The organism is Serratia sp. CY76391 (assembly GCF_052166695.1).
Lineage (GTDB): Bacteria > Pseudomonadota > Gammaproteobacteria > Enterobacterales > Enterobacteriaceae > Serratia > Serratia nematodiphila.
The window spans coordinates 1,366,740-1,388,923 of the sequence record NZ_JBJNOJ010000001.1; the positions used below are offsets into that span (position 1 = coordinate 1,366,740).

Below are 22,184 nucleotides of genomic sequence, written 5' to 3' on the forward strand. Positions count from 1 at the left end.
ACTGATTGATGAAACGTTATTGGTATGCGGCGCTTGGCCTGATGGCCTGCGGAGCCGCTCAGGCAGCGACGGTCGACGTTGAGATGAATTTGGTGACCGGGCAGGGTATCGGTCAGGATATCGGCAAAGTGGCCATCAGCGAAACGCCTTACGGCTTACTGTTCACGCCGAGCCTGAAAGCCTTGCCGGCCGGGGTGCACGGTTTCCACGTGCATGAGAAAGGCAGCTGCGAGCCGGGCATGAAGGACGGTAAGGCGGTGGCGGCGCTGGCGGCTGGCGGGCATTTTGATCCGCAAAATACCGGGAAACACCTCGGACCCTATGCCGACGGGCATCTGGGCGATTTGCCGGCCATCTATGTGACCGCCGACGGCATGGCGAACGATCCGGTGTTGGCGCCGCGGCTGAAAAAAATCAGCGAAATTGAGGGCAAGGCGCTGATGGTGCACGCCGGCGGCGATAACCACTCGGATCATCCACAGCCGCTCGGCGGCGGCGGTGCGCGCTTCGCCTGCGGCGTGATCAAGTGATCACCCGCCGCTAACGGCCGGTGCGGCGGCGGGCTGGCCCATCGCCTGTTGCAACTGCTGCAGCGAGCAGTAGAGCCGCCAAATCAGGCCGGCCAGATCGCGCGCCGCCTGTTCCGGGTGGTGCGCCAGGGCGTTGCTCATGCGCAGCAATTCCTGCAGCGTGGCGTCCAGCGAACTGTGCTGCACGCCTTTCTCCGTCATGATGCCGCGCAGGCAGTGGATACAGACGTTGCGCACCGTCGACAGCGGATCTGATCGGGTTTGCCAGTCGCGCAGCTGCCAGACGATATGGCTGCAGTTGAGCAGCACCACGCCCCAGCGCAGCAACCAGGTGCGCGCCTCCTGATCCTGACTTTGATTGAGCTGGCTGATGCGATGGTAGATCAGCGATTCGAACTGGCTTTCGTTCTGCTGCGGCCGTTTGCTCAATTGATCGATAAAGTCGCGCCGCAGCGCGCGGATAATGCGGCGGCTTTTGCGTTTGTCCGAGCTGGGGCGCAGGATCTGAAACGCCAGCCCGGCCAGCAGCACGCCGACGACTTTAGCGATGTTGTCATTGATAAAGGACTGGTAGTCATAGCTCGGCGGATTGCTGACGGTCAGAAACGAGCCCATAAAGACGATCAGCTGCCCCCAAAGCGCGGCATAAGGCGGGTTCTGCAGCTTGAGCATCTGCATGGTCACCAGGATCGGGAACAGGAAGGCGCAGAATACCCAGAAATCGTCAATCTGGATCATCAAACCGAATTTCACCACGAAGCAGGCGACCGAGAGCAGCAGCACCGCCTTGAGCAAGGTGCTGACGCTGTTGATCGGCGAAGGCGTGGAGGAGTAGAGCACGCAGCTGATGGCGGTGAGCGTCAGCGCCGCGCTGCCGGCGTCCCATTGCGTGTTGATCCAGTAGGCGCAGCCGATCACGATGCACAAAAAGGTGCGCAGGCCGTTGTAGGCGGCTTCATAGCTGTCGGTATGGCGCGCCAGCGAAGTGGCGCGCGGCGGTTGGAGATCGCTGACCGCCGTGGCGCTTTCCAACCGCCGCAGCCAGCGGCTGCAGCGCAGGTAAAGCCAACAGAAATCGCGCAACCGCAGCCAGAAGGCGCGATGGCGATAGTCCGTGGGATCGTGCGGCGCGATCTGCTGGAGCAGGCGCGCCAAGCGATATTTATCGGTGGCGGGGTCGCGCAGCTCGTCCAGCAGTTGCGTCAGCACCGGCATCAGATTGACGGGGCGATCCGGCCAGTTCAGCAGCATGCGGCGCAGGCTGGAGATGACGCTGGTAATGCGCAGCTGCTGGTGCAGCAGATAGTTGAGCAGATTATTTTGCCGCCGCAGCCGGTAGTGGCTCCAGAATGCCTGAATGCGCAGCAGGTTCATGGTCAGGATCTGGCCGATGACCCCTTCGTGCGAGGTGCGCATCTGTGCGGTGACCTCCGGCTGCCACAGCATGGCGGCGTGCTCCAGCAGGCGCAGTTGCATGCGCCGCAGCGAGGTCAGCAGGGCTTCGCCGTCGGAGGTGCTGGGCAGGATCATCATCATCAGCCCGCCGCACAGAATGCCGGTGATCACTTCGCAAACTCGCGCCTGGGCGATGTCGAAGATCTGCTGGGTATCGGTGACGTTGACCGTGCCGAAGGCGATGATGGCGGCGGTATAGCCCGCCAGCGCGAAGGCATAAGAGACGTTGTTTTGGTAATGGTTGGAGACGTAGGTGCATAGCCCGATCCAGGCGGCGATGAACAGCGTAAACAGCCAGGGATCGTTCAGGCAGTGCCCGGCGATCGCCACCGAGGCGGCGGCGCCCACCAGGCTGCCGAAGATGCGGCCGATGCTTTTGCTGATCACGCCGCCGATGGTGGGAAAGCTCACCACCGCGGCGGAGGTGAGCGCCCAATAGGGTTCGTCGAGCTCGAGCACGAACGCCACCCACAGCGCCAGACACATCGCCAGCGAGTTGCGCAGCGCATAGCGCCATTGGCCGCCGGTCGCCTTACCCCAGGGGGTACGGCTCCACTCCAGAAAGGGCAGGTTCACACTTTAGTTCCGCTGATGAATCGAAATAGTGCAGGTGGTGCCGGCAACCAGCGTCAAATCGGCGGGCACGTTGAGCAATTTTATCCGCACCGGCACGCGCTGAGCCAAACGCACCCAGGGAACATTGGGCTTAACATCCATTAATAGATCGTTGTTGCTGTCAACGCTCTGATCGTAAATGGCACGGCCGATACTCTCTACTTCCCCCTGCAGCGGGGTGTTGCCGTTATATAAGACAATATCGGCTTTATTGCCTTCTTTTATATGTTTCAGCTTGGTTTCTTCGAAATAACCGAGTACATAAAACGAATGGACATCCACCAGCGCGACCAAAGGCGTGCCGGCGTTGGCGTAGTTCCCGACCCGCGCCTGCAGATTGGTGATATAACCGTCGGTCGGCGCGTAAATTTTAGTTTTGCTCAAATTCCATTTGGCCTGTTCCAGGTTGGCCAGGGCGGCTTTATAGGCGGCCTTCATTGCCTGAGCGGCTAAATTGGACTCATCCAAATCTTCAGCGGAAATAACGTTGCGCGGCAAGCCGCGGCGGCGGGCAGCCTCGTGGTCTGCTTTGGCCAGATCCGATTGCGCTTTTGCCACCGCGGCCTCGGCATTGTCCAGCGCGATCTGGTAGGGCACCGGGTCGAGGGTAAAAATCAGACTTCCCGCAGGTACGAACTGATTGTCATTCGCGCTTATTTTCTCTAATCTTCCAGAGACTTCAGGGGTGATATTGACGAGTTCGGCGCGCACTTTTCCATCACGGGTCCATGGGGATTGCATATAATAATTCCAGAGCCACCAACCGGCGCAGACGGCAATGGCGCAGACGATCACCGTAGAGAAGTATTTTAATGTTTTATGCTGCATGGGTTACCAACTCGCTAAAATCCATAAGGAACCGCTGACGGTCAGAACGAAAATGGACAGGTCCATCAACATGGGATGCCAGATTTCACCGGAATACATCCAGTCTCTCAGCAGTTGATGAATCAGCAGCCATAAGACCAGTCCTAGTAAAAAAGCTTTAAATATAGGTGGAAAATAAAGCGATGCCCCCAGGACCAAATCGGGTAAGGGGGATGAGGTGTGTAACCATGATGTATTCACATTAACAATCCCTAAGGGTGAATATGTTGAATATTTGCATAACGATTAAACGATAACGGCCGAAAATAGTGGCTATTTCCACAATATACATTATATACATTTGTGTTTTTAATGTGAGTTACCCAAAATAGTCTAAACTCTGGGAGGTAATGTTAGCATGCTAATTATAAGGAGGGGGAAGTGGAGTCAACATTAGGTTCAGATTTAGCACGATTAGTTCGTGTTTGGCGCGCGCTCATCGATCATCGGCTCAAGCCGTTGGAGCTGACCCAAACGCACTGGGTCACTTTGCACAATATCAATCGTTTGCCGCCGGAGCAGTCGCAAATCCAGTTGGCCAAGGCGATCGGTATCGAGCAACCGTCACTGGTTCGCACGCTGGACCAATTGGAGGAGAAGGGGCTGATCACGCGTCACACCTGTGCCAACGATCGCCGCGCGAAGCGCATCAAGCTGACCGAAGCGGCCGATCCGATCATCAGGGAAGTGGACAGTGTGATCACGTCTACACGCAGTGAGATTTTAAGCGGCATTACCGCCGACGAAGTGCATCTGTTGGTAGGGCTGATTGGCAAGTTAGAACAAAATATCACCGAACTGCAGAACAAATAATAATATTCTTATTTTCTACGATTACAGTTTCACAGCATCAGAAATAAAACCGGAGGCGATTGCCTCCGGTTTGCCGTTTGTCGCCGACTGACTTACAGCGGGGAAACGGTGATGGTGTCGCCCATGCGCGCCATGCGCACACGCTGGCCAGGGCTGAACTTGCTGTCGCCCGCTTTCTGTACCACCACGATGTTCTCTTTCTGGTCGGTCTTGATTTCCAGCTCGTAGCCGGAGGTACGACCGGCCACTTCACCGATGCTGTTACCTGCCGCGCCGCCGGCAATAGCGCCCGCCGCGGTAGCCAGCGTACGGCCGGTGCCGCCGCCAACGGTGTTGCCCAACAGCCCGCCAATCACCGCGCCGCCGATCATCCCCATGGCGTTGGAGCCTTCGCCGCCCTGAATTTTAACCGGACGCACGGAAACCAGCGTCCCGTAGGTGACGGTCTGTACCTGCTTGGCCTGCGAGGACGAGTAGACATCGCCGGACATGGATTCATTGGCACAGCCGGCCAGCGTAACGGCGGCGACGGCGACGACGAGAAGACGCTTGATCATATAAAACTCCTGATGGTAGTAGTCCATAGCCTGGCAATGCTCACCAGGCAAGATTCAGTGAAAATGATAGACAAAGTATGGCTGAAAGTTGACACACCGCCATGCTTCATCGCTGCATGCAGCTTAACTTTTCTCTGTTCAACCAATAATAAACCGCGGTTTACCTTTATGACAGCCTTGGCGACATTCCGTCGCCTGTTATGGCACGGTTTAACACATAGCCCGTGCCACAGCGGCACCAGAAGGCATCTGGCTCACGGTGCGTAAAAAAAGCATCATAATTCATGGCGTTAATCCGGCAATTCTGGTTTATTTGTCAGGATAAATTTTGCTTACCGCGCGGGTTAGAGGATGTTGCTATGAAGTCAGGCCGCTATATAGGCGTCATGTCCGGCACCAGTCTGGACGGAATCGATGTGGTATTGGCCGCGATCGACGATCGCATGGTGGCGCAGCAGGCCAGCTATAGCCATCCGATGCCGATGGCGTTGAAAAAAGAGATCCTGGGGATGTGCCAGGGGCAGCAAACTACGTTGGCCGCCGTCGGCCGGCTGGACGCGCAGTTGGGTACGCTGTTCGGCGAGGCGGTGCTCGGCCTGCTGAAGCAAACCGGCATCGACGCGGAGCAGGTCACCGCCATCGGTTGCCACGGCCAGACGGTGTGGCACGAGCCGGAAGGCGACGCGCGTTTCTCCATGCAGCTCGGCGATAACAACCGCATCGCCGCGCTGACCAATATCACCACCGTCGGCGATTTCCGCCGGCGCGACATGGCGTACGGCGGGCAGGGCGCCCCGCTGGTGCCGGCGTTTCATCAGGCGTTGCTGGGGCATCCCGTTGAGCGGCGCATGGTGCTAAACGTCGGCGGCATCGCCAACCTTTCTCTGCTGTTGCCCGGTACGGCGGTACGTGGTTTCGATACCGGGCCGGGCAACATGCTGATGGACGCCTGGGTGTGGCGCCACCGCGCGCAGCCTTACGATCAGGACGGCGGCTGGGCGATGCAGGGGCGAGTCTGCTTGCCGTTGTTGCAGCAGATGCTGGCGGATCCGTACTTCGCGCAGCCGGCGCCGAAAAGCACCGGCCGCGAGTATTTCAATATCGCTTGGCTGGAGCGGCAGCTGGCCGGATTGCCGGCGATGGCGCCGGTCGACGTTCAGGCCACGCTCACGGAACTGACCGCCGTCAGCATCAGCGAACAGGTGCAGCTGGCCGGCGGGTGCGAGCGTCTGTTGGTGTGCGGCGGCGGGGCGCGCAACACGCTGCTGATGGCGCGTTTGTCGGCGCTGCTGCCGGGCACGGAAGTTGGGCTGACCGACGATTCCGGCGTCAGCGGTGACGACATGGAGGCGTTGGCCTTTGCCTGGCTGGCCTTCCGTACGCTGTCCGGCCAGGCCGGCAACCTGCCTTCGGTAACCGGCGCCAGCCGTGAAACGGTGCTGGGTGGGATTTATCCGGTTTTGCCATTGGGGGGCCGTTAGCTCTGTTAGGATAGCCTGTGAAGGATTTTTCTAAGGAGCAACAGCATGAAAAAAGTCATTTTCGTCGCCGGCGCGCTGGCGCTGTCCGGCTGCAGTTACATCCTGCCGCAGAGCAGCCAGACGATGCACTATCAGTGTGGCACCACGCCGCTGACGGTGGCGCTCGACGGCAAGGCGAGTGAAGTCAGCCTGCTGATGGATGGCGAGCAGCTGCATCTTAAGCAGGTGCTGGCGCTGACCGGCGCCAAATACAGCGACGGCAAATACACTTTTTGGTCGAAAGACCGTAACGCCTATCTTGAGCGCAACGGCAAGGTAGTCATGAGCGACTGCGTGTTGACGGAGTGAGGGTTGACGGCGGCGTCGGAGCGATTGAGTTCCTGACGCCGCAGGCGCAGAATGTAACGACGGATTTTTTCAGTTGGTCGATAACCCAGATGATTGAAAAGAATGAGTTTGATGTTGCGGACCTGCGCCGTGAATATACCCGGGGCGGCCTGCGCCGCAACGATCTGACCGCCAGCCCGCTCGAACTGTTCGAGCGTTGGTTGAAACAGGCCTGCGACGCGCGCCTGGCGGATCCCACCGCCATGTGCGTCGCGACCGTCGACGAACACGGCCAGCCTTATCAACGCATCGTGCTGCTGAAGCATTACGATGAGCAGGGGCTGGTGTTCTACACCAACCTCGGCAGCCGCAAGGCGCAACAGCTGGCGCACAACCCGCATATCAGCCTGCTGTTCCCCTGGCACATGCTCGATCGCCAGGTGATTTTCCTCGGCCAGGCGGAGCGTCTGTCGACGCTCGACGTGCTGAAGTATTTCAACAGCCGGCCGAAGGACAGCCAGATCGGCGCCTGGGTCTCGCAGCAATCGTCGCGCATTTCCGCGCGCGGCGTGCTGGAAAGCAAATTCCTCGAGCTGAAGCAGAAGTTCCAGCAGGGCGAGGTGCCGTTGCCGAGTTTCTGGGGCGGATTCCGCGTGAAATTCGACTCCGTCGAGTTCTGGCAGGGTGGCGCCCATCGTCTGCATGACCGTTTCCTGTATCAGCGGGACGGGAATGACTGGAAAATTGACCGACTGGCACCCTGAAGGCGGAAAATCCTCTCTAAGCGCTGGTGCTGATGCCGCCGGCGCTTTATTCTATGCGCTACCCTGAATTTTTATTTCGCCACTGGGCGAAAGGCCGTGTACCGGCAAAGGTGCATTCGTTTATACATGGAGTCATTGATGGCAAGCAGCAACTTGATTAAACAACTGCAAGAGCGGGGCCTCGTTGCCCAGGTTACGGATGAGGAAGCGTTAGCGGAGCGACTGGCGCAAGGGCCAATTGCACTGTATTGCGGTTTCGATCCGACCGCTGACAGCTTGCATTTGGGCCATCTGGTTCCTCTGTTGTGCCTGAAGCGCTTCCAGCTGGCCGGCCACAAGCCGGTAGCGTTGGTGGGCGGCGCCACCGGCCTCATCGGCGATCCGAGCTTCAAAGCGGCGGAGCGCAAGCTGAACACCACCGATACGGTGAACGAGTGGGTCGAGAAGATCCGCAAACAGGTTTCCCCGTTCCTCGATTTCGACTGCGGCAGCAACAGCGCTATCGCGGCCAACAACTACGACTGGTTCGGCGGCATGAACGTGTTGACCTTCCTGCGTGACATCGGCAAGCACTTCTCCGTTAACCAGATGATCAACAAGGAAGCGGTCAAGCAGCGTCTGAATCGCGACGACTCCGGTATCTCCTTCACCGAGTTCTCTTATAACCTGCTGCAGGGCTACGATTTCTCCGAGCTGTATAACCGCCACCAGGTGGAGCTGCAGATCGGCGGTTCCGATCAGTGGGGCAACATCACCTCGGGTATCGATCTGACGCGCCGTCAGCACCAGAAGCAGGTGTTCGGCCTGACCGTGCCGTTGATCACCAAAGCCGACGGCACCAAGTTCGGTAAAACCGAGGGCGGCGCGGTCTGGCTGGCACCGGAAAAAACCAGCCCGTACAAGTTCTACCAGTTCTGGATCAACACCGCCGACGCCGACGTCTACCGCTTCCTGAAGTTCTTCACCTTCATGAGCCTGGAAGACATCAACGCGCTGGAAGAAGAAGACAAGAACAGCGGTAAGGCGCCGCGCGCCCAATACGTGCTGGCGGAAGAAGTGACCGGCATGGTGCACGGTGCGGAAGGCCTGGCGGCCGCCAAGCGCATCACCCAGAGTCTGTTCTCCGGTGCGCTGCACGACATGACCGAAGCGGACTTCGCCCAGCTGGCGCAGGACGGCATGCCGACCATCAAACTGGACCGCGACGCCGATCTGCAGCAGGCACTGGTGAATGCCGAGCTGGTACCGTCACGCGGCCAGGCGCGCACCATGATTGGCTCCAACGCGGTAACCATCAACGGCGAGAAGCAGTCCGATGCCGAATACCGCTTCAGCGATTCAGACCGTCTGTTCGGCCGCTACACGCTGTTGCGTCGCGGCAAAAAGCATTACTGCCTGGTGGATTGGCAGTAAGCGTCAGTCTGTCTATATGACATGAAAAGCCCGGGGAGCTCCCCCGGGCTTTTTTTATCGCATGGCGCGGATGACGATCAGGCAAACGCCTCCGGCAGCGAGTTTTCGGCCGCAACACCGTTCACGGTGACAGCGGGCGAGTGGTAGTGCAGAGAGACGGCAGCCAGATAGGGATCCTGATTGCCGATCGAGAAAACCACATCATCGGCGTCAAAGCTGTGATTATGATTGCTATCCACGATGACATAGAGCGATTTGTCCAACTTTAGCAATCCGACTTCCGCCAGGTTATTGGTGCTGGCGCCGTTCGTTATTTTCGCCAGTACCTGTGAGAACAGCGCTTGGGGATTGTCCGTCGCATTCAGGCCACTGAACGCATTTTGTAACTCAGCTTGGGTGGTGGCGCTGCCGTACAAGGTTGCGGTCTTGTCTCCTGTCTTGGAGAAAACCCATGGGTTGTCGGTTTCTCCCACGGAGATGACGCTGTTGGCATAGCCGGTATTGAGCGTGACCATATTGTCTATTTTGCTATCGGTAAAATGTAACGTACCGGCGCTATCCAACGTCGTGTTGCCCTTAACGTCGGCTTTATAGACGGTCAATCCGGTGCGGTCGACCGTTAACTGGTCGCCGGCAAGTTCGGCAATGACATGGGCGAAATCATCTTTATTGGCCAGCGTGTTTAGCGTGTTGTAGAAAGCGCCGCCGCCGGTGCCGCCTTTTTCTGCGACGAGGAACAGCTTCATGTCGGAGTAATAACGGCGTTCATCGGTAAATTCGCTGCCTATGATGGTTTTCAGGTTATCACTAAAATCTGCGGCAACGGTCAGATTAAGCACCAGCGGCTTATCGCCTGTGTACATATAGCCGCTCAGCATCAACGTGCTAATCGAGTTGTCCCCGCCGCTCAGGGTCAACGTGCGATTTTGCACAATGTCGAGATTGCTGCCCATACGGATTTCGAGCGTTTCTTTATGGTTCGATGTAAAGCTGAAAGTACCCATATTGAGGTTGGTTACCGTATGGCTAGCCGTATCGGTAAAGAACAATTTAAAACTGTCGTCGCTATGTGCCGTATCGCTGATGTGGATACGGCTTTTCGCGGTCAAGTCGCCGCCGAGGGTAAACTGTCCGCTGCTGACGTTGAGCAGCGTTAAATCTCCGGAGTAGGCCGTAATTACCCCTCCAGCCGATCCCGTAGCGTTTTGCGAAGCATTGGGTTGCGCCATTTCGCCTTGTTTTAGCGAGTTGATGTTACCGTAAATCGGGTGGGAGACGGTGGCTTCTTGCGTGAACAACCCAAAGTCAAATACCTTGTTGCCTTCGGTAGCGACCCGCTGCCCGTTAAGATAAATCTCTCCGGTACCGCGATAGTGGGTCAAATCTACATAGTTGAAGTATAGGAACTGATTAACGTTATTTGTAATTTCAGCGTCATAGCCGCCGCCGGCGCTGGCCGTCAGGTGGACGACCTTGGTGAAAAAATTGGCTGAGACACTATAGTAAGATGTCTCGGGATCGCTATTAAGCGCCGTCGCTTTGAAATCACTGCTGACCCTATTGCCGCTGTCGGCGGTGGCATTGCCTTGCCAGACAAGCTGATGCTTCCCGGCGGCCAGATTGATTTGCGCGGCTGCCGTCGTCATCTCGAGCCGGTCGGCGACGACGGTGCTGTTCTTAACGTTGGAAAAATTAATCCCTTCGGGGGCGTTCAGCAGGTTGCCCTCGCTAAGAAAAAGGGTGACATTCAGGTTTCTCAGCGATTGAAGCATTGCTTCACTGGTGGCGAAGTCGCCCTGCAGCGTGACTTTTTGCAACGATTTGGCAAAGCTGAGATCGACCGCGGAGCCGATCTCGGCGTTAAGGGTGATCTCGCGCAGCTGGCTGATTTCCGCATGGCTTAACGCGTGTTGCTTACCGGTATTCAGGCTGCCGTTGAGGGCGCCGTCGGCATTCGACATCGTGACGTTGCCGCGGATCTGGTATCCCAGCTCGCTGCCAATTTTGTATTCGAGATTGACGAGTTGCTCGTGACTTGGGCTGACTCCGCCCTCCAGCGGCGCTTCCCCGTTGCGGAACGCATGCAAAATATTCAGCGTCGCCTGCAGCGGATTATTGCTGGCTTTGAGCAAAATTGCCTGTTTTTGCAGTTCGCTCAGCGCCGGGCCGTAATACAGTTCGTGATAAATCCTGGCGAAGTCTGCGGCATCTTTGAAGGGGGAGGATTTAGCCAGAATGGTCAGCAGATCGAGCTCGGAGTTCCCCGCGGCGAGGAATTTGCTGTAACTGTCCAGTCCGGTTGATTCCAGCGTGGTCTTTTTCCCCAGTTGCAGAAAGAGCAGCGCCACGCTTTCCTGATAGTTGGCCGCAGCCATCTCACCCGCGGCGTAGACATGGGTAGCATTAAGAAAAGCCTGTTTGGCGGCGGCATGTGTTGTGTCGTTGCGAATATCGGCGATCAGACGCATGATGACGTCGCCTCGCGTTTCGGTGTGATTATTCAACCCGGTGACATAATTGGCGAGCTCGCTTGCGCCAGCATCAACGCCGAAGGTATTTTTATAGACCGTTTTGACGAAGTCTTCATTACTTAACGTGGTCAACGCGCTACGCGTATCGACGAAACGGCCGGCGATATAGCTGGCGTCAGCTTTTCCTGTCGCCAGCACCTGGCTCCAATAATTGACGCCTTCCGCCACCGCGAGGCTGCCTACGATGTAAAACAGGGCTTGAATATCGGCTGCCGCTTCAGCATTCGCGGGATAGGGGGACAAAGCGGGGTGTAAGGTTGTATCAATAATATCAAACAAATGCTGTTGCTGTGCGACCGGTGCCGCAGCATCACCCATATAGCTCTTCACGCCGGCGATAAGATCCTTGGTAATCAGCCCCAGCGTTTTTCCTGCATTGGCTTGCGCAACCAGCGTGGCCAGCAAATCGGGTGCTGGCTCGGCGCCTGTCGTATTTTTATAGATGTATTGAATTTTTTGCGACGTTGTCAGGCCGTCATAGCGATGATGCCCATCTTGAGACTGGATGAATTTTTCGGCCAGCTGATCTCTGCTGTACTGCCCCGATTCCAGCTGGCGGGCAAAGAAGTTTAATGTGGCGCTATCGGCTTTTTTACCGAGTGTGGCATAAAAAAGGATGGCTACATCCTGTTGTGACGATAATAAACTCATGTTAACCCCTGTGTTGACAAAAAATAAGCATCAACAAGTACAGTCCAAATCCACATGATTGCAATGCGGTTGAGCCTAAGGAAATTCTGCATTTTGCGCGAATGCGGCCGCCGTTTGAGGCGACCGCACCCGCAGGGGGTTAGACCAAACTTAGCTCTGTGACGGATGGGGTGGGAGTGCCGGCAAGATCAATAGTCGGCGCCCGATAATGAAGGTTTGCTGCAATCTCATAAATATCTTTATCTCCCAAGGAGAATACAATGTCCTCAGCGTCAAATTGCTTATTGTGATTATTATCAATGATAATGTATGCATTGGTTGCCAACTTGAACACGCCTACGCTTTGCAGATTATTTTCACTGCCGCCATGGGTTATTTTTGATAGCGCCTGAGCAAATATATCTTGCGCCGTGCTGTCGTCTGCGACGGTTAATGAATCAAACAGGGTATTGATGTCGGCCATTTGCGTCAGGCTGCCATAAAGCACGATATTGCCGGATTTTTCGCTGTCGAACAGCCACTGTTGACCCCGAACACCAACGGTAAGCGTGTCGGTCGGCGTGAGAGTGTTAATCGTGACCATGCTGTCGATCGTGCTTTGTTCAAAGTTGATTTTGTTGTGGTGCGCGTATTGATTGGCCATCGCCAGGTTATTCAGCGTGGTATTGCCTTTGATAGTCAGGGTCTGAGTATTGGTGTACTGGATGTTGAGCTGTTCGCCGGCCAGTGCGCCGATAATACCGCCATAGGCTCTCGGGTCGCTCAGTGCGGATAGCAGTTTATAAAACTCGCCGCCGCCGCTGCCGGCCTTATCCAGCTTCAGATCGGTTTCAACGCGCGGGATCCCTTCATTCATGGGATCGAAAATGGGTTCAATAACAATATGTTTCAAGCTGTCGCTAAAGTCAGCTTTTACCGTCACTTCCAGCTTTCCTATGCCGCTGATGTTGATCTTGGAAATATTGTTGCCGGCTCCTTCCAGCGCCACCGAGGCGAGTTTCGAACCATTGGCATACAGCCGCAGCTCTTCTTGCGGCCGTGCACCAATGAAATGGCTGGCGAAACTGAGCGTTCCTGCGTCCAGGCGTTCGATGGCGCTATTTCTGATGCTTACCCCCCAAGGGCCAAATAACGTCGAGGGAGGCGTAACCGGCGCCAATTCCAGATGAAGCTTGCTTTGCGCACCGGCATCGCCGTTGATGGTGAGAAAAGGCAGCGTGTCGAAGACGGGAAGATTGATGATATGTACATTATCGGCGAAACCGGAAAGCGTAAGCCCTTGACTTCCCGTCCAGTAATAACCGTCACCACTTTTTACAGCATGGGGCGCCTGCTGTAAGTGGGTGACGCCTGTATAATGGTCGTTATAAATACTGGCCGTTTGATTGATTACGCCATAATCGAATACGTTGGCGCCTTCTGTCGCGATCAATTTGCCATCCAGATAAATGTTTCCGGTACCGCGATAACCTGCCAGATCGATCTGAGGAAAGAATTGGAACTGGTTAACATTGGTTTTGATTATTCCTTCAATACTGCCGCTTGCCGTTGTGGTCAGATAGATATCCTTTAAGATCAGGTTGGCGGAAATAACGCCATCCGCATCAAAATAGTTCTGTGCGGTGAACGTCGTGCTGACAATATTGGCGCTATGATTCACGCCATTGCCATTCCAAAACAGACTGGCACCACCGATGCCAAAAAGAATTTCCATTTTGGCATTGGCGAGATCGAACTTATCGGAAATCACCACCACATCCCGTTCGGTACCAAATGTAATCTTGTCTACCGTTTTGAAGTAAGGGTTATCATCCAGATTAAGCCGCAAAGCGAATCCCTTATTTTTTAGCGAGTTCAGGGCGGTGGTATCGGTTGGCGCACTCCCTTGCAAGGTCACCTCTTTCAACTGGGGCGAATGGCTGAAATCAACGGCGGCCGAGGCATTCACATTAAGAAAGACGTGCGTCAGAGCGGCCAATTCCTCAGGACTCAACGGATGCTGACTGCCGGTGTTCACCGAGCCGCTCAATATGCCGTCGGCGGAGAGCGACAATTCGGCGATAGGCGTGTAATTCAGCTGTTGAGCGATCTTGAGTTGATAGGCGGCGACATCCGTCGACTGAGGCTCACGAGCACCGTCGAGTGGGAGCATCCCCTTGCAGAATGACGCGATGCTGGTTTGGTATCGATCGTGGCCGGCGTTCTGTAGCACGGCCAGGGAGACGTCCTGGCTCAGATTTTCGTGATACAGCGAAGCGTAGATTTTTTCGTTGTTGTCAGCCCGCAGGAAGTGGCGGGCGCTGGCCAGCAGCTTAAACTGCTCGACGGAAGGTGTCCCGCTGGCGAGCGAACGGCCAAAGGTATCGAGAGCGGCCGCGTCGGCGAAGGCACCTGACTCACTTTGGCTATCGGCGCTTTTCTCAAGCTGTTTAGCTAAATAAGTCAAGGTATTGGCATCGGCCTTCTTTCCCCATTGAAGTTTCAGTAAGCTCATGAAATATATCCTCTGGATACGCTGAAGTGATAGTGAATGAATAGACAATTACAGTTCATAAGGGCCGAAATGCAATGTTAGGCCAGTCTGAGGATGGCCTGATTTTTCCCGCTGTCACTGCCTTGTCGGTCGGTTCTCGGCTTTTTTTGGATCGGACTTTTCGCTACAATATGCCGCCGTCGAAAGCATAAAAATTCCTCTCATTTCTTGTTTTTAACAGCGCCGGCATGACGTTTTCGCGTTGTGCACCCATTATCATTTCGCCGCGGGCTGATGCACACGGCATGGCGAGGTCAGTTGTTCCGATGAAAAACATTCTTTCTATCCAGTCGCACGTGGTGTTTGGTCACGCCGGCAACAGTGCGGCTGAATTTCCGATGCGCCGCATGGGCGTCAACGTCTGGCCGCTGAACACGGTACAGTTCTCCAACCATACGCAATACGGCCAGTGGACCGGCTGCGTCATGCCGGCCAATCACCTGACCGAGATCGCGCAGGGCATCGCCAATATCGATCAGCTGAAGCGCTGTGATGCGGTGTTGAGTGGCTATATCGGTTCGCCGGAGCAGGGCGACCATATTCTGGAGATCGTGCGCCAGGTTAAGCAGGCGAACCCGAATGCCTGGTATTTCTGCGATCCGGTGATGGGACATCCGGAAAAAGGCTGCATCGTGGCGCCGGGCGTGGCCGAGTTTCACTGCCGCCAGGCGTTGCCGTGCAGCGACATGATGGCGCCGAACCTGCTGGAGTTGGAGATGCTGAGCCAGATGGCCGTCACCAACGTGGCCGATGCGGTGCAGGCCGCCCGCGCGCTGATCGCCAAAGGGCCGCGGCTGGTACTGGTCAAGCATCTGGCCCGGGCCGGCTATCACGCCGACTGTTTTGAAATGCTGCTGGTGACGGCGGAGGAGGCCTGGCACATCAGCCGGCCGCTGGTGGACTTCGGCGCGCGTCAACCGGTCGGCGTCGGCGATTTGACCAGTGGTCTGCTGCTGGTGGATCTGCTGAAGGGCGAGGCGCTGGATAAAGCGCTGGAGCACGTGACCGCCGCCGTGTATGAGGTGATGCTGACCACGCAGGCGATGGGCGAGTACGAACTGCAGGTAGTGGCGGCACAGGATCGGATCGTACAACCGCGCAGCGAATTCAAAGCGGTAAAACTGTAAGTGCAACAGGCCCCGGCGATAGCCACCGGGGCCGAATGTTTACTTCAATCCTTCGGCGTTCAGCGCCGCATCCACCGCCGGGCGCGCCGCAACGCGATCGAACCAGGCCGCCAGATGGGCGTGTTTGCGCACGTCGAACTGCAGGGCGAACGCCCAACGCAGCACGGTGAACAGGTAGGCGTCGGCCACGCTGAAACGGTTTCCCAACAGGAAGTGCTGCTTCGCCAGCACCGAATCCAGATAGCTGAACTGTTGCTCCAGCTTGGTGCGCGCGATGGTTTTGTATTCCTCGGGCGTTTTCGGGTTGAACAGCGGGCTGAATCCTTTGTGCAGCTCGGTGGCAATGTAGTTCAGCCATTCGATCGCGTGGTAGCGCGACAGGGTGCCCGCCGCCGGGATTAGGTTGCGATCCGGCACACGGTCCGCCAGATATTGCACGATCGCCACGCCTTCGGTCAGCAGGCTGCCGTCATCAAGCAGCAGCGCCGGGACCTGTCCCTTGGGGTTGATGGCGAGGTAATCGGCGCCGCTCTCGGTTTTCTTCTGCGCCAGATCGACCTTCTCCGCCGTAAAATCCAGCCCTGCCTCACGCAACACGATATGCGGGGACAGCGAACAGGCGCCGGCTTTATAGAACAGTTTCATCGGAAGCTCCTTGTTGATGACGAATGACGGGCATGCTTAACCTCTCATCGTAGTCCCATAGCACCAAAATTACAGCGGCTTAGCTAACAAATTTAACCGACGATCGCCTCGGCGGGCTGCAGCTGCGCCAGCGTCGCGGCGATCTGCTGCTGCAGCGCCGGCGGCGCCACCTGCATCGGCGAACGCAACTCGTTGGCGATCAGCCCCTGCTGGGCCAGCACCGTCTTGACCGGCGCCGGATTCGGGAAGCTGAACATCTGGTGGATCATCGGCAGCAGCTCGTAGAAGTTGCTGCGCGCCGCAGCCAGATCGCCGGCGGCGACCTGCTGCACCAGCTGGACGAAACGTTCCGGGTGAACATGCGCGGCGGCGGAGATGGCGCCGGTGCCGCCGAGGCACAGCGTGGTGAGGATCAGATTGTCTTCCCCGGTCATCACATCGATTTCACCATCGGCGATCAGCGCCATGGTGGTGTCAGGGTTGCCGCCGCAGTCCTTGATGGCGGTGATGCGCGGATGGCGTGCGAGCCGGCGCAGCGTGGCCAGCTCCATGGCGATGCCGGTGCGCTGCGGAATGTTGTACAGGATCACCGGCACGGTGGAGGCGTCGGCCAACTGGGTAAAATAGTCGATCAGGCCGCATTGCGAAGGGCGGATGTAGTAAGGCGCCGGGATCAGCACGCCGGCGATGTCGCGCAGCTGAATGGCCTGCTGCATCTGCAGCGTGGCGGCCATGTTATTGCCGGAAAGGCCCATCACCACCTGGCGTGCAGGCGCCACTTCCAATACGGCGTCGAGCACCGCCAGCTGTTCTTCTTTGCTCAGCGCGGCGGCTTCACCGGTGGAGCCGCAGACCACCAGACCATCGATGCCGGCGTCGAGCAGGTGCCGCGCCAGGCGTTGCACCGCCGGCAGGTCGACGGCGTCGTGATTGAAAGGGGTAACCATCGCCACCCAAATACCCGAAAATGAGGCCATAAAATATTCCTTCTGTGTGACCGACAGAGAAGCCAGATGAGAAAATTGAAGGCGGGGCGTTGTGTGCCATCCAGTCAGCTCATCTGACGGGACAGCGCGCCCCGGTCAAATGAGCGTCTGTTTCTTCGATGTAACCGCCGCCAAACCGCCAAGGGGCAACGCAGGCGTCATCAGAATATCAGCGTTGCGTGGGTAGGCCATGGCAGTCTCGCGAAAAGGGGAAGTGGGGTGATAATGAATATTCTTCATCAGGCTGTCAATTTACAACAGATTGATAACATTGTTATTCATGATTCGCCGGTGAGGATGAGTTTGGCTAATAAATAAAAATCCCCGCCGCGGCGGGGGGGTTGGCTCAGCGCGGCGGGCGGGAGCCGATGGTGGCAGACCAACTGAAAGTGTCGCCGCTTGGCCGGTAGCGGTTGGCTTTGCGTTCTGCACGCTCCGCCTTGGCGAGCTTCGCTCTGGCGGCCATGATACGCGCCACCGCTTCATCCTTGACCTTGTGCTGTTCGGCGTTGGTCAGCGGCCTGCCATGGCTTTTACGCGCCTTGTCCAATTCGGTTTTCACTTCCCGCTGTTCGCTTTCCGTCATCTCTTTCAACGTCAACTTTTTCATCTGTGCCGCCCGTTCGGTGAAGTTGACTTACAGTTTAGCGGCGTTATATGACCGAAAATGTTATGGGCATAACGAAAATGCCCGTAGGCCGGCATTACACCTCTTCCAGCAGATCGTCGACAAAGCGCCGCATGCGTTCGGTGCGCTGTTCGGCCATCTGCCGCCCGGCGGCGGTCTGGAAGCCGTCTTGCAGTTTGAACAGCTTGGTTTCGAAGTGATCCAGGCTGAAACGTTTGTCGTCGTATTGGCGATGTTCAGCCCGCGGGTCGGCGGCGTCATACAGCGCACTGCGCATGCGGCCGCCGATATAGAAGCAGCGCGCCACGCCGATAAGGCCGATAGCGTCGAGGCGATCGGCATCCTGCAGGATCTTCGCCTCCAGCGTTTGCGGCGGGATGCCGGCGGAAAAACTGTGCGCTTCAATGGCGTGAGCCACCGCCGCGATGTCCGCCGGCGCCCATTCCAGCCGGGCCAGCGTCAACGTGGCTTGCTCTGCCGCCATGCGCGAGGCCAGATGGCGCTGCGGCGAATTCTTTTCCACCGCGACGGCGTCGTGCAGCAGCACCGCCGCGCAGAGAATGCGCCGGTCGCCGCCTTCCAGCTTGCTGATCCGACGGCAGTTCTTCCAGACCCGGTGCAGGTGCGCGACGTCATGCGAACCGTCGTCCGACTCGAGGGTGAGCGGCAGCAACGTTTGTGCCAGCGCCTGGTAGGGGGAAAACGGTTGTAACAGCTCTTGCGTCAGCGAGGGTAAAGACACGTTCAGCTCCTGTTGGGGGAAATCGGTCAGTCAGCATAGCCGTGCCGGATGCCGGGAGGATGACAGTAAAACGGCTATTGTTTACTAAAGTGCAACCCACTATTGTCATAACTGCGGTTTCTGCAGCGAAACAAGCAACCTAGAATAGCCGAATTCCGCCGTCTCCGCCTGGTGAGAGCCTGTGTCCGCGGGGATGGCCGGAATATCCTCATCAGCTATGGGAGAAGAGACATGCCAACCCCTCTTGAAATAGTGCGCGCAACCTATGAAGGCAGCTCCGAAGAAAACGGCCGTAATCTGCTGGCGGCGCTGGCCCCCGATGCCGAGTGGACCGAAGCCGCCGGTTTCCCTTACGCCGGTACCTATATCGGCCCGGAGAACATCATCAAGAACGTGCATCAGCGCCTGGGCAGCGAATGGCAAGGTTACCGCGCCGACGTCGATCACTTTTACGACGCCGGCGACAACGTGATCGCTCAGGGTTTTTATCACGGCACCTACCGGGCCACCGGCAAATCCTTCAGCGCCTCTTTTGCGCATATTTATACGCTACGCGCCGGCAAAATCGTGAAGTTTGTGCAGATCGTCGACAGTGCTAAAGTGCTGGAGGCGATGCAGCCTTAATCGCCGCTGCGCTTGCCGAATTTGCGGTCAAACTCGCGCCGGTAACCCCGGGCCTTGTTGCGATCGCGGATCCACAAATAGCCGCATACCAGCGCAACCGCTCCCGAGAAGGTGACGTTGCGCATATCCCGGTCATACCAAAACACCAACAGCGCATCCAGCGCCGCAATCAGCGCGATCCATTTGTACATATGGGATTGGCGCCGCGTGGCGGCGTTGAGTCGTTTTAACTGTCTGGCTTCGTCCAACACCGGTTTTTGCTGCATAGCGTTTCGTTATCGTCAGGCTGTTCACGCTAAATTAGCAGAATTTCCCTCACCGTCGCAAAGATTAACGCGCGGCGTCATGCGGTTTTCACCGCCCCTGGCGCGGCGCAGAAAATTTATGCGCGGGCGCTTGAATTGTTCATTGGGCGTGATAGGTTATTTATTCGTTATTTTTGGGTTTTTATTCACAATTCGCCGTGTCATCAAGCTGCAGCACTGGGTGGTTAACGTGATGGGTTCGACGCATGCGGCGGTTAACTTCGGCAGGAGGATGTGATGAACGATAAAACGGCACGCCCGCAGGATGTGGTTCAACAACAGCTTGACGCCTATAACGCCCGCGACATCGAGGCCTTTATGGCCTGCTGGGCGGACGACGCCCAGTATTACGAGCATCCAGACACGCTGCTGGCCAGCGGCAAGGCGGCGATCCGTGAACGGCATCTGGTGCGTTTCCAGGAGCCGAGTCTGTATGGCGAACGGATAAAACGCATGGCGGTAGGCAATATGGTGGTCGATCAGGAAGTGGTGACGCGCAATTTCCCGCAGGGGCGCGGCAAAATGGATGTCATCGCCATCTATGAAGTGGAACAGGGGCGGATCGCCAAAGCCTGGTTCAAGATCGGCCCCTGCGTGCCGGACGAAGGCGTGCTCTAGCCGCGCATTACTGCAACGCCATCACCGCCTCTATTTCCACACACACCGCGGGTGAGAACAACGCGCTGACCGCCATCAGTGAACAGGCCGGCAGCGCGCCATCGAAATAGTCAAACAGCACCGGGCGCACGCCCGCCAGATCGGCGATGTCGGTCAGGAACACGCTGATTTTAATCAATGCCTTGAGGTTGACGCCTTCGCTGGCGGCAATGGTGGCCAGCTGTTCGAGGATCTCCTGCGTTTGCTCCGGCGCGCTCAACCCCTGAGCGTCGGTGGCGAAGGCCGTCAATCCGGAAACGTATAAGCGATCGCCGTGGCGCACCGCATGCACATAGGGGCCGCCCGGCGTCGGCAACTGCGGATAATTCGTGCGTTTTAATGATGTCATGGTCAAACCCCGCGCAAGACCGGTTAATAAAATCGACAAACTTGGTTAGGATACTGAAGAAACAGCGGCCAGGCGCCGCGCACCGATGATATTTGAGAGTATCATCCCTCTTTAATTTTATACGTCGTCTTCACCCGAATGTGACAGTGCGGCGCAGCTCGGCCACAAGGACGCATGAGACGATGAACCCGATTTTTACTCCCTACCTGCAACGCTGGCAACTGGAACAGGATGGCAAAGCCTTCGAAACCCACAGCAGTCTGCTGATGCCGGTGCGTTACCGGGGCGAGGCCGCCATGCTGAAGATCGCCCGCGAGCAGGAGGAGCGCTTCGGTGGCCGGCTCATGTGCTGGTGGCGCGGGGAAGGCGCCGCGCTGGTGCTGGCGTGGCACGACGACGGCATTCTGCTGGAGCGCGCGCAGGGCGAAGGTTCGTTGGCGCAGCTGGTGCGTGATGGCGACGATGAGCAGGCCACGCAGATCCTGTGCCGGGCGATCGCCGCCTTGCATGCGCCGCGAGAGGCACCGCTGCCCGAATTGATCCCGCTGCAGGAGTGGTTCAGCTCGCTGTGGCCGGCGGCGCAGGCGCACGGCGGCATGCTGCGCCTCAGCGCCACAACGGCGGCGGAATTGCTGAGCAGCCCGCGAGAAGAAAGCGTGCTGCACGGCGATATCCACCATGACAATGTGCTCGACTTCGGCGAACGCGGCTGGCTGGCGATCGACCCCAAGCGTTTGTACGGTGAACGGGGTTTCGATTACGCCAATATCTTCTGCAATCCTAACTACGGTATCGCCACCGATCCGGCCATTTTCCAGCGCCGCGTGGAACAGGTGTGCCGGTTGGCCGGGTTGGAGCGCCGGCGCTTGCTGCAATGGATCCTGGCCTGGTCGGGGCTCTCCGCCGCCTGGTTCATGGAAGACGGGCAGGCGGCTGACATTGACTTTCGCGTGGCCGAACTGGCGGCGCGCGCGTTGGATATCCCGTTGCCGGACGGCGATTCAGGGTTCATCCTGCCAGTAATCGAGCGAGGTTGAAGGGCGCTGCAGGTAGCGCACCTGCTCGCCGTCTGCGCTGCGCGCCATCGCCTGGTATTTGCCGGAGTCCGGGTACATCACCAGCTCCGGCTGTTCGCGCGTGCTGACGGACAGGTACTTCAGCGGCGCATCGGAAGTGTTGATGATCTGGTGCGGGTATTCCGGGCCCGGCGGAATGAAAATGACATCCCCGCTGACGATCGGCAGCATTTCTCCTGCCACCCGCAGCGTACCGCTGCCTTCCAGAATGATGAACATTTCCTCCTGAGCGTAGTGAAAATGGTAGGGGCAGGAACGCATGCCCGGCGCCACACAATCGAAAGAGGCGCCCAGCTTGTCGGCGGCGGTGCCGGTGCCGAGACGGGCGCCGACGCTGTCATACAACGGCGGCCGCCGGTCATGTTTCATCTCTACCTGTTCGACATTGCGTATCAGGCGCTGAGCCAACAGCGCGGCTTTCTCAGTCATAAGCTTCCTTGGTGACGGCGTCACTTATTAGGTGAATTGACAGTCAGACGACAGAGAAAGTGAAGGCGCCACGGCGTCG

General features: G+C 57.4%; 23 protein-coding genes. 10 read left to right on the forward strand and 13 right to left on the reverse strand.

Annotated features, from left to right (window positions below; genetic code table 11):
- Nucleotides 1–8: 8 nt before the first annotated feature.
- Nucleotides 9–530 (forward strand): superoxide dismutase family protein, encoded by a 522-nt coding sequence (gene sodC / locus ACJ8PN_RS06925; protein WP_171453916.1) that lies wholly within the window; start codon nucleotides 9–11, stop codon nucleotides 528–530.
- Here sodC and ACJ8PN_RS06930 read toward each other — a convergent pair whose 3' ends face one another.
- From ACJ8PN_RS06930 to ACJ8PN_RS06940, 3 genes are read right to left on the reverse strand one after another with little or no spacing between them, the layout of a single operon-like run.
- Nucleotides 531–2,561 (reverse strand): FUSC family protein, encoded by a 2,031-nt coding sequence (locus ACJ8PN_RS06930; RefSeq protein WP_411261316.1) that lies wholly within the window; start codon nucleotides 2,559–2,561, stop codon nucleotides 531–533.
- A 3-nt stretch (nucleotides 2,562–2,564) separates the two neighbouring features.
- Entirely contained in the window at nucleotides 2,565–3,428 is an 864-nt protein-coding gene (locus ACJ8PN_RS06935; protein ID WP_015377735.1) for an efflux RND transporter periplasmic adaptor subunit, read from the reverse strand.
- 3 nt (nucleotides 3,429–3,431) lie between these two features.
- The gene (locus tag ACJ8PN_RS06940) at nucleotides 3,432–3,668 is read right to left on the reverse strand and encodes a DUF1656 domain-containing protein (RefSeq protein WP_004931303.1); all 237 of its coding nucleotides are present in this window, start codon (nucleotides 3,666–3,668) and stop codon (nucleotides 3,432–3,434) included.
- Nucleotides 3,669–3,848: 180 nt separating this feature from the next.
- On the opposite strand from ACJ8PN_RS06940, the gene slyA reads away from it, so the two are divergent.
- Entirely contained in the window at nucleotides 3,849–4,280 is a 432-nt protein-coding gene (gene slyA, locus ACJ8PN_RS06945; protein ID WP_004931301.1) for a transcriptional regulator SlyA, read from the forward strand.
- 92 nt (nucleotides 4,281–4,372) lie between these two features.
- Here the strand turns inward: slyA and ACJ8PN_RS06950 are convergent, their stop codons facing one another.
- Complete coding sequence (locus ACJ8PN_RS06950) at nucleotides 4,373–4,837, reverse strand: glycine zipper 2TM domain-containing protein (RefSeq protein WP_004931299.1); 465 nt, start codon at nucleotides 4,835–4,837, stop codon at nucleotides 4,373–4,375.
- Between the two features lie 359 nt (nucleotides 4,838–5,196).
- Between ACJ8PN_RS06950 and anmK the strand changes: the two genes are divergently transcribed.
- The 4 genes from anmK to tyrS all read left to right on the forward strand — a co-directional run bounded on the left by anmK (nucleotide 5,197) and on the right by tyrS (nucleotide 8,822).
- Nucleotides 5,197–6,318 (forward strand): anhydro-N-acetylmuramic acid kinase, encoded by a 1,122-nt coding sequence (gene anmK / locus ACJ8PN_RS06955; protein ID WP_442534741.1) that lies wholly within the window; start codon nucleotides 5,197–5,199, stop codon nucleotides 6,316–6,318.
- Nucleotides 6,319–6,363: 45 nt separating this feature from the next.
- Complete coding sequence (locus ACJ8PN_RS06960) at nucleotides 6,364–6,666, forward strand: MliC family protein (protein WP_004931294.1); 303 nt, start codon at nucleotides 6,364–6,366, stop codon at nucleotides 6,664–6,666.
- A gap of 89 nt (nucleotides 6,667–6,755) precedes the next feature.
- Nucleotides 6,756–7,409: a pyridoxamine 5'-phosphate oxidase gene (gene pdxH, locus ACJ8PN_RS06965; protein ID WP_171453918.1), complete on the forward strand. Its 654-nt coding sequence runs from the start codon at nucleotides 6,756–6,758 to the stop codon at nucleotides 7,407–7,409.
- A gap of 138 nt (nucleotides 7,410–7,547) precedes the next feature.
- Nucleotides 7,548–8,822 (forward strand): tyrosine--tRNA ligase, encoded by a 1,275-nt coding sequence (gene tyrS / locus ACJ8PN_RS06970; protein WP_048323245.1) that lies wholly within the window; start codon nucleotides 7,548–7,550, stop codon nucleotides 8,820–8,822.
- Nucleotides 8,823–8,899: 77 nt separating this feature from the next.
- Here the strand turns inward: tyrS and ACJ8PN_RS06975 are convergent, their stop codons facing one another.
- Nucleotides 8,900–12,004: a DUF4214 domain-containing protein gene (locus ACJ8PN_RS06975; RefSeq protein WP_437188964.1), complete on the reverse strand. Its 3,105-nt coding sequence runs from the start codon at nucleotides 12,002–12,004 to the stop codon at nucleotides 8,900–8,902.
- A gap of 139 nt (nucleotides 12,005–12,143) precedes the next feature.
- A complete protein-coding gene (locus tag ACJ8PN_RS06980) occupies nucleotides 12,144–14,498 on the reverse strand; it encodes a hypothetical protein (protein WP_442534742.1) in 2,355 nt (784 codons plus the stop codon).
- A 305-nt stretch (nucleotides 14,499–14,803) separates the two neighbouring features.
- Here ACJ8PN_RS06980 and pdxY point away from each other — a divergent pair, with 305 nt between their 5' ends.
- Nucleotides 14,804–15,664 carry a pyridoxal kinase PdxY gene (gene pdxY, locus ACJ8PN_RS06985; protein ID WP_171453921.1) on the forward strand — a complete coding sequence of 287 codons (861 nt, stop codon included), beginning with the start codon at nucleotides 14,804–14,806 and terminating at the stop codon, nucleotides 15,662–15,664.
- A 39-nt stretch (nucleotides 15,665–15,703) separates the two neighbouring features.
- Here pdxY and gstA read toward each other — a convergent pair whose 3' ends face one another.
- The 4 genes from gstA to ACJ8PN_RS07005 all read right to left on the reverse strand — a co-directional run bounded on the left by gstA (nucleotide 15,704) and on the right by ACJ8PN_RS07005 (nucleotide 18,695).
- Nucleotides 15,704–16,309, reverse strand: a complete 606-nt coding sequence (gstA, locus tag ACJ8PN_RS06990) for a glutathione transferase GstA (RefSeq protein ID WP_171453922.1) — start codon at nucleotides 16,307–16,309, stop codon at nucleotides 15,704–15,706.
- A 92-nt stretch (nucleotides 16,310–16,401) separates the two neighbouring features.
- Complete coding sequence (gene dapA, locus ACJ8PN_RS06995; protein WP_004938372.1) at nucleotides 16,402–17,286, reverse strand: 4-hydroxy-tetrahydrodipicolinate synthase; 885 nt, start codon at nucleotides 17,284–17,286, stop codon at nucleotides 16,402–16,404.
- Nucleotides 17,287–17,641: 355 nt separating this feature from the next.
- Nucleotides 17,642–17,905 carry a DUF3811 domain-containing protein gene (locus ACJ8PN_RS07000; protein ID WP_019455965.1) on the reverse strand — a complete coding sequence of 88 codons (264 nt, stop codon included), beginning with the start codon at nucleotides 17,903–17,905 and terminating at the stop codon, nucleotides 17,642–17,644.
- 94 nt (nucleotides 17,906–17,999) lie between these two features.
- Complete coding sequence (locus ACJ8PN_RS07005) at nucleotides 18,000–18,695, reverse strand: HD domain-containing protein (protein ID WP_197752659.1); 696 nt, start codon at nucleotides 18,693–18,695, stop codon at nucleotides 18,000–18,002.
- Nucleotides 18,696–18,896: 201 nt separating this feature from the next.
- Between ACJ8PN_RS07005 and ACJ8PN_RS07010 the strand changes: the two genes are divergently transcribed.
- The gene (locus ACJ8PN_RS07010) at nucleotides 18,897–19,289 is read left to right on the forward strand and encodes a nuclear transport factor 2 family protein (protein ID WP_004938379.1); all 393 of its coding nucleotides are present in this window, start codon (nucleotides 18,897–18,899) and stop codon (nucleotides 19,287–19,289) included.
- Here the strand turns inward: ACJ8PN_RS07010 and ACJ8PN_RS07015 are convergent.
- On the reverse strand, nucleotides 19,286–19,555 hold the full coding sequence (locus ACJ8PN_RS07015; protein ID WP_004938382.1) for a hypothetical protein: 270 nt from the start codon (nucleotides 19,553–19,555) through the stop codon (nucleotides 19,286–19,288). The genes ACJ8PN_RS07010 and ACJ8PN_RS07015 overlap by 4 nt on opposite strands.
- A gap of 276 nt (nucleotides 19,556–19,831) precedes the next feature.
- On the opposite strand from ACJ8PN_RS07015, the gene ACJ8PN_RS07020 reads away from it, so the two are divergent.
- Nucleotides 19,832–20,212 (forward strand): nuclear transport factor 2 family protein, encoded by a 381-nt coding sequence (locus ACJ8PN_RS07020; protein WP_171453924.1) that lies wholly within the window; start codon nucleotides 19,832–19,834, stop codon nucleotides 20,210–20,212.
- Between the two features lie 7 nt (nucleotides 20,213–20,219).
- Here the strand turns inward: ACJ8PN_RS07020 and ACJ8PN_RS07025 are convergent, their stop codons facing one another.
- Nucleotides 20,220–20,600 (reverse strand): RidA family protein, encoded by a 381-nt coding sequence (locus tag ACJ8PN_RS07025; protein WP_028128181.1) that lies wholly within the window; start codon nucleotides 20,598–20,600, stop codon nucleotides 20,220–20,222.
- Between the two features lie 191 nt (nucleotides 20,601–20,791).
- On the opposite strand from ACJ8PN_RS07025, the gene ACJ8PN_RS07030 reads away from it, so the two are divergent.
- Nucleotides 20,792–21,637, forward strand: a complete 846-nt coding sequence (locus ACJ8PN_RS07030; RefSeq protein WP_411261391.1) for an aminoglycoside phosphotransferase family protein — start codon at nucleotides 20,792–20,794, stop codon at nucleotides 21,635–21,637.
- On the opposite strand, the gene ACJ8PN_RS07035 is transcribed toward ACJ8PN_RS07030, so the two are convergent.
- Nucleotides 21,602–22,105 (reverse strand): cupin domain-containing protein, encoded by a 504-nt coding sequence (locus ACJ8PN_RS07035; RefSeq protein ID WP_004938395.1) that lies wholly within the window; start codon nucleotides 22,103–22,105, stop codon nucleotides 21,602–21,604. The genes ACJ8PN_RS07030 and ACJ8PN_RS07035 overlap by 36 nt on opposite strands.
- Between the last annotated feature and the right edge of the window lie 79 nt (nucleotides 22,106–22,184).

Coding starts and splice junctions, on each gene's coding strand:
- sodC (WP_171453916.1), top strand. CDS start 9: ATGAAACGTTATTGGTATGCGGCGCTTGGCCTGATGGCCTGCGGAGCC.
- ACJ8PN_RS06935 (WP_015377735.1), bottom strand. CDS start 3,428: ATGCAGCATAAAACATTAAAATACTTCTCTACGGTGATCGTCTGCGCC.
- ACJ8PN_RS06950 (WP_004931299.1), bottom strand. CDS start 4,837: ATGATCAAGCGTCTTCTCGTCGTCGCCGTCGCCGCCGTTACGCTGGCC.
- anmK (WP_442534741.1), top strand. CDS start 5,197: ATGAAGTCAGGCCGCTATATAGGCGTCATGTCCGGCACCAGTCTGGAC.
- ACJ8PN_RS06960 (WP_004931294.1), top strand. CDS start 6,364: ATGAAAAAAGTCATTTTCGTCGCCGGCGCGCTGGCGCTGTCCGGCTGC.
- pdxH (WP_171453918.1), top strand. CDS start 6,756: ATGATTGAAAAGAATGAGTTTGATGTTGCGGACCTGCGCCGTGAATAT.
- tyrS (WP_048323245.1), top strand. CDS start 7,548: ATGGCAAGCAGCAACTTGATTAAACAACTGCAAGAGCGGGGCCTCGTT.
- ACJ8PN_RS06975 (WP_437188964.1), bottom strand. CDS start 12,004: ATGAGTTTATTATCGTCACAACAGGATGTAGCCATCCTTTTTTATGCC.
- ACJ8PN_RS06980 (WP_442534742.1), bottom strand. CDS start 14,498: ATGAGCTTACTGAAACTTCAATGGGGAAAGAAGGCCGATGCCAATACC.
- pdxY (WP_171453921.1), top strand. CDS start 14,804: ATGAAAAACATTCTTTCTATCCAGTCGCACGTGGTGTTTGGTCACGCC.
- gstA (WP_171453922.1), bottom strand. CDS start 16,309: ATGAAACTGTTCTATAAAGCCGGCGCCTGTTCGCTGTCCCCGCATATC.
- dapA (WP_004938372.1), bottom strand. CDS start 17,286: ATGGCCTCATTTTCGGGTATTTGGGTGGCGATGGTTACCCCTTTCAAT.
- ACJ8PN_RS07000 (WP_019455965.1), bottom strand. CDS start 17,905: ATGAAAAAGTTGACGTTGAAAGAGATGACGGAAAGCGAACAGCGGGAA.
- ACJ8PN_RS07010 (WP_004938379.1), top strand. CDS start 18,897: ATGCCAACCCCTCTTGAAATAGTGCGCGCAACCTATGAAGGCAGCTCC.
- ACJ8PN_RS07015 (WP_004938382.1), bottom strand. CDS start 19,555: ATGCAGCAAAAACCGGTGTTGGACGAAGCCAGACAGTTAAAACGACTC.
- ACJ8PN_RS07020 (WP_171453924.1), top strand. CDS start 19,832: ATGAACGATAAAACGGCACGCCCGCAGGATGTGGTTCAACAACAGCTT.
- ACJ8PN_RS07025 (WP_028128181.1), bottom strand. CDS start 20,600: ATGACATCATTAAAACGCACGAATTATCCGCAGTTGCCGACGCCGGGC.
- ACJ8PN_RS07035 (WP_004938395.1), bottom strand. CDS start 22,105: ATGACTGAGAAAGCCGCGCTGTTGGCTCAGCGCCTGATACGCAATGTC.